This is a genomic window from Okeania sp. SIO2F4 (genome assembly GCF_010672385.1).
Classification (GTDB): Bacteria; Cyanobacteriota; Cyanobacteriia; order Cyanobacteriales; family Microcoleaceae; genus Trichodesmium.
Window position 1 is genome coordinate 2,984 of sequence record NZ_JAAHGT010000447.1, and the last position, 4,643, is coordinate 7,626.

At 33.7% G+C, this 4,643-nt stretch carries 7 protein-coding genes and 1 pseudogene; 7 read left to right on the top strand and 1 reads right to left on the bottom strand.

The window, feature by feature from the left end; all coding sequences use genetic code 11:
• Positions 1 to 139 precede the first annotated feature (139 nt).
• From F6K22_RS24270 to F6K22_RS24285, 5 genes and pseudogenes are all read left to right on the top strand, one after another.
• Entirely contained in the window at positions 140 to 496 is a 357-nt protein-coding gene (locus F6K22_RS24270; protein WP_293103836.1) for a cytochrome c family protein, read from the top strand.
• Between the two features lie 91 nt (positions 497 to 587).
• Entirely contained in the window at positions 588 to 875 is a 288-nt protein-coding gene (locus F6K22_RS43600; RefSeq protein WP_483244158.1) for a COR domain-containing protein, read from the top strand.
• A gap of 3 nt (positions 876 to 878) precedes the next feature.
• Positions 879 to 1,040, top strand: coding sequence for a hypothetical protein (locus tag F6K22_RS43605; RefSeq protein ID WP_483244159.1), 162 nt, complete (start codon positions 879 to 881; stop codon positions 1,038 to 1,040).
• Positions 1,041 to 1,044: 4 nt separating this feature from the next.
• Positions 1,045 to 1,410 (top strand): annotated as a pseudogene (locus tag F6K22_RS43610) (COR domain-containing protein); the annotation flags it as partial.
• 12 nt (positions 1,411 to 1,422) lie between these two features.
• The gene (locus F6K22_RS24285) at positions 1,423 to 1,737 is read left to right on the top strand and encodes a hypothetical protein (RefSeq protein ID WP_293103841.1); all 315 of its coding nucleotides are present in this window, start codon (positions 1,423 to 1,425) and stop codon (positions 1,735 to 1,737) included.
• A gap of 225 nt (positions 1,738 to 1,962) precedes the next feature.
• Here F6K22_RS24285 and F6K22_RS24290 read toward each other — a convergent pair whose 3' ends face one another.
• Positions 1,963 to 2,244, bottom strand: a complete 282-nt coding sequence (locus F6K22_RS24290; RefSeq protein WP_293103844.1) for a hypothetical protein — start codon at positions 2,242 to 2,244, stop codon at positions 1,963 to 1,965.
• 503 nt (positions 2,245 to 2,747) lie between these two features.
• On the opposite strand from F6K22_RS24290, the gene F6K22_RS24295 reads away from it, so the two are divergent.
• Positions 2,748 to 3,731, top strand: coding sequence for a CobW family GTP-binding protein (locus F6K22_RS24295; protein WP_293103846.1), 984 nt, complete (start codon positions 2,748 to 2,750; stop codon positions 3,729 to 3,731).
• Positions 3,732 to 3,855: 124 nt separating this feature from the next.
• Positions 3,856 to 4,494: a GTP cyclohydrolase I FolE gene (gene folE / locus F6K22_RS24300; protein ID WP_293103849.1), complete on the top strand. Its 639-nt coding sequence runs from the start codon at positions 3,856 to 3,858 to the stop codon at positions 4,492 to 4,494.
• Positions 4,495 to 4,643 lie beyond the last annotated feature (149 nt).

Genomic DNA, 4,643 nt, shown 5'->3' on the forward strand with positions numbered 1-4,643 from the left:
AATGGTAAAAATAATATGTCTGCTTATGAAGAGCGTTTAACTGAAACGGAGATAGAAACTGTATCTGGTTATGTATTGGAGGAGGCAAAAAATAATTGGCATTCTGAAGGGATAATGAGTAAGGTGAAAACTTTTTGGGATGGTCTTTTTAATCAGGATATCTCTAGAAAAAATTAGCTTTGCAGAACTTTTTGATATTTATTGTAATGGTTGTTATTCTAATGGAGGTAATATTGTCAGACGGGGGAAAAATTTAAAAATAGAGACTTTGGAAAGAAATAAATTAGATTCTGTTGAGGCGATCGCTTACCTAGTTCAGAATGGTAAAAATAATATGTCTGCTTATGAAGAGCGTTTAACTGAAACGGAGATAGAAACTGTATCTGGTTATGTATTGGAGGAGGCAAAAAATAATTGGCATTCTGAAGGGATAATGAGTAAGGTGAAAACTTTTTGGGATGGTCTTTTTAATCAGGATATCTCTAGAAAAAATTAGCTTTGCAGAACTTTTTGATATTTATTGTAATGGTTGTTATTCTAATGGAGGTAATATTGTCAGACGGGGGTAAATTTTATAGATAGAGACTTTGGAAAGAAATAAATTAGATTCTGTTGAGGCGATCGCTTACCTTGTTAAAAATGGTAAAAATAATATGTCTGCTTATGAAGAGCGTTTAACTGAAAGTCTGTATTTTCGGCAATATCCGTTGTTAAATAAAACAGTTATTGTTAAACCAGAATGGGGAACGGCAGCAGTTTATAAAGCTTTAGATAATCCCAAATTTTATGAGGATTTTGGCAAATTTACTAAAGATGATTTAGTCGATATTTGGCATGAATCAATATATGCCAATATGCACGACGAGCTACTATAATTAATGATTAAATTTCAACTCTGTTATCAAATTCCTCATACTTATAATACCTATGTTGCGACTCAATTACTAACACCAATTAAACCAGAATATGACTGGGATGAAAATGATAATCTGATTCTACGGTACACTTACAAATTTATGCCGAAGGGAATTATTACTTAGTTTATTGTGGCGATACACAAGGATATTGAATCACAAAAATTATGTTTGGAAAAGCGGAGTTATTCTCAAGAAAAATCAAGCAAGAGCAGAAGTCATTGAATATTACGGTAAGAGAGAAATAAAAATTAGGATTTATGGGCAGCAAAAACGAGATTTAATGACTATAGTGACTCACGAATTGGATAAAATTCATAGTTCCTAGAATAATCGACTCAAATATAATAAATTAATTCCTTGTAATTGTGCGAATTGTAAAAATAGTCAGAATCCACATTTATACAAATATGACAAATTAAAAGAATGGATTAGCAATGGCAGACTTAAAGATAACTGCGATAATTATCCTTATGATAAAGTTGATATAAGGAGTTTAATTGATGATGTGATAGACGGAGGTAGGGATGAAGAATTTTTCCAATCTATAAGAGATTTTCCAGAAGTAAAAAATTCTCCTTTACTTCAGGAGAAAGAAGAGAAATTGAATAGTCTAAATTTCTTGTGGAAACAATTTTTATATTGCTTGAGTTGGATGCAGAATGGGCAAATTATTTTGGGGTTGGTTTCTGTGATTATTGGTATTGCCGTGACGATTACACATCCTAAATTATATCCATCTGGATTTCCTGAATGGATAGAGAAAATTCAAGAGATAATTCCGATTCCCCAAAAAGAAAAAGAATCTGAGAAAAAGCAGTAATTATAGTTTCATCCGAATGAAGTTTTCAGGGTTTTCAAAAGGCATTAGAAACTTACGCAAAAAGCAAATACATCTGTGTAGGTAGGGTTTGCTGAAAAAGTCTTTTAGCAAGGAATGTTAGTTGAAGAAAAAGTCATGGGTATGGGCAAGTAACCCCAGTTAACTTTTACGATATCACAAAAATTGTAGGGATGCAGCCGAAAATCCTTTGGCGCGAGATTTTTTTCATTTGCTCAAGCTCCCGCGCCGGATGGTGAAAATTTTTCTCTTCTCCATACATAAAGAAAGAGAAATAGTCGTTTCATTGACTGAAGCTTCCGCGCCGGATGGTGAAAATTTTCTCTTCTCCACACATAAAGAAAGAGAAATAGTCGTTTCATTGACTGAAGCTCCCGCGCCGGATGGTGAAAATTTTTCTCTTCTCCATACATAAAAAAAGAGAAATAGTCGTTTCATTGACTGAAGCTCCCGCGCCGGATGATCAAAATTTTTCTCTTCTCCATACATAAAGAAAGAGCAATAGTCGTTTCATTGATTGAAGCTCCCGCGCCGGATGGTGAAAATTTTTCTCTTCTCCATACATAAAGAAAGAGCAATAGTCGTTTCATTTGCTGAAGCTCCCGCGCCGGATGGTGAAAATTTTTCTCTTCTCCATTCCATACATAAAGAAAGAGAAATAGTCATTTCATTTGCTGAAGCTCTCGGAGGCGGAGGGTGAAATTTTTCCTTCTCCATGCATTGACTAGGTGTAAGATTTTAATTATGATAATTATTATAATAATTATTCCATAAGTTAAATGGCCATAATTCAAGGAATTCAGCCAACAGAATCTCTTAAGTCAACTATAAATAACAACTTCCCAGCTAGTCAGTAACTCATTTTAATCAGGAAAATTAACTAGCATTATGACTGGTTCTCTTGTTAATTACAAAACGAACTTACTCGATTGTGTTCTTCAAAATCAACAAGATTTAATAGTAGCTGTCTTCGTCAATGAATTTAGCAATCAATGAATAATTCACTACAATTAGATATTCCTAAAAGAGGGATGCCAGTTACTATTATTACTGGATTTTTAGGCAGTGGTAAAACAACCCTAATCAATCAAATTTTGCAGAATAAGCAGAATTTAAAAGTTGCAATATTAGTTAATGAATTTGGGGACATTAATATAGATAGCCAGTTATTAATAGATATTAATGACAATATGCTAGAACTAAGTAATGGTTGTATTTGTTGTACTATCAATGATGGATTAGTAGATGCAGTCTACCAAATTTTAGAACGGGATGAAAAAATTGATTATTTAATTATAGAAACTACTGGTTTAGCAGATCCTTTGCCAATTATGTTGACTTTTTTGGGTACAGATTTGAAAGATTTAACTTACTTGGATTCTGTACTAACTTTAGTGGATAGTGAAAATTTTACACCGGACCATTTTGATAGTGAAGCAGCTCTTAAACAGATTGCTTATGGGGATATTATTTTACTTAATAAAACAGATTTAGTCTCCCAAGATCGAGTAGATTATTTAGAGTCTTATATTAAAACTATAAATAATGCAGCTAGGATTTTGAGAAGTGAGTACAGCAAGATACCATTCTACTTAATTTTAGATGTAAATCTATCCAAACTTCAACCTTATTTGATAGAAGATAAGAATCATCAGTATGAACTACAAAAAAAACCTAAAAATCATCTCATAAATGATGGCTTTACATCTATTTCATTCCGAAGTGAAAGACCTTTTTCAATGCTAAAATTTCAACATAATTTTCTAGATGAATTGCCAGAGAATATATTTAGAGCTAAAGGGATTCTTTGGTTCCAAGAAAGTGAATCAAAACATATATTTCAATTGAGTGGTAAACGCTACGATCTGCAAGTAGAGGAATGGTTAACTACTCCGACAAATCAGTTAGTCTTGATTGGACGAGACTTGAATCCATTAATGATTCAACAAAGTTTAACAAATTGTCTAACTATGTGATAAATTAAGAGTGGCTATTCTTAGGGAAATACAGATAATAATCCTCATAATTAATCTGAATTTTATGTGGGAAAATATCTGCCAAACTGTTCAACAAAAATATTAAGCTTAAAGCCTTTCAATTATGACTTTACCAACAGTTCCAGATTTTGTTTCTACCAATGACTTGAAAACAAAATCTCAGCCTCCTGTTACAGAAGCTGAAATGATTCAAGCGGTGAGAACTTTATTAATAGGATTAGGAGAAAATCCGGATCGGGAAGGATTATTAGATACTCCTAAGCGGGTGGTAAAAGCGCTAAAATATCTCACTTCAGGTTATCATCAATCTCTAGATGAATTGCTGAATGGAGCTGTTTTTAATGAAGATGTCTCAGAGATGGTTTTAGTTAGAGATATCGATCTTTTTAGTTCTTGCGAGCATCATATTTTGCCTATTCTTGGTCGCGCTCATGTAGCATATATTCCCAATGGAAAGGTAATTGGACTATCAAAAATTGCTCGAATTTGTGAAATGTACGCCCGACGTTTACAGGTACAAGAACGTTTAACAGCACAAATAGCTGATGCACTTCAAGGATTACTTAAACCTTTGGGTGTTGCTGTTGTTGTTGAAGCAACTCATATGTGTATGGTTATGCGTGGAGTAGAAAAACCTGGTTCTTGGACAACTACTAGCGCTATGCGTGGTGTTTTTGCTGATGATGTGAAAACTCGTCAAGAGTTTATGAGTTTAATTATGCATCGTCCTACTTTTCATTAGTTTTTTATTGTGGGGATGCAACCGAAAATCCTTTGGCGTGAGATTTTTTTCATTTGCTGAAGCTCCCGCGCGGGATGGTGAAAATTTTTCTCTTTCCCATACGGATAGAGAAATAGCCGTTTCATTGACTGAAGCTCCCGCGCGGGATA

Excerpts from the sequence above, each read along its gene's own strand:
- F6K22_RS24295 (WP_293103846.1), top strand. The coding sequence starts at position 2,748 with ATGAATAATTCACTACAATTAGATATTCCTAAAAGAGGGATGCCAGTT.
- F6K22_RS24270 (WP_293103836.1), top strand. The coding sequence starts at position 140 with ATGGTCTTTTTAATCAGGATATCTCTAGAAAAAATTAGCTTTGCAGAA.
- F6K22_RS43605 (WP_483244159.1), top strand. The coding sequence starts at position 879 with ATGATTAAATTTCAACTCTGTTATCAAATTCCTCATACTTATAATACC.
- folE (WP_293103849.1), top strand. The coding sequence starts at position 3,856 with ATGACTTTACCAACAGTTCCAGATTTTGTTTCTACCAATGACTTGAAA.
- F6K22_RS24290 (WP_293103844.1), bottom strand. The coding sequence starts at position 2,244 with ATGTATGGAGAAGAGAAAAATTTTGATCATCCGGCGCGGGAGCTTCAG.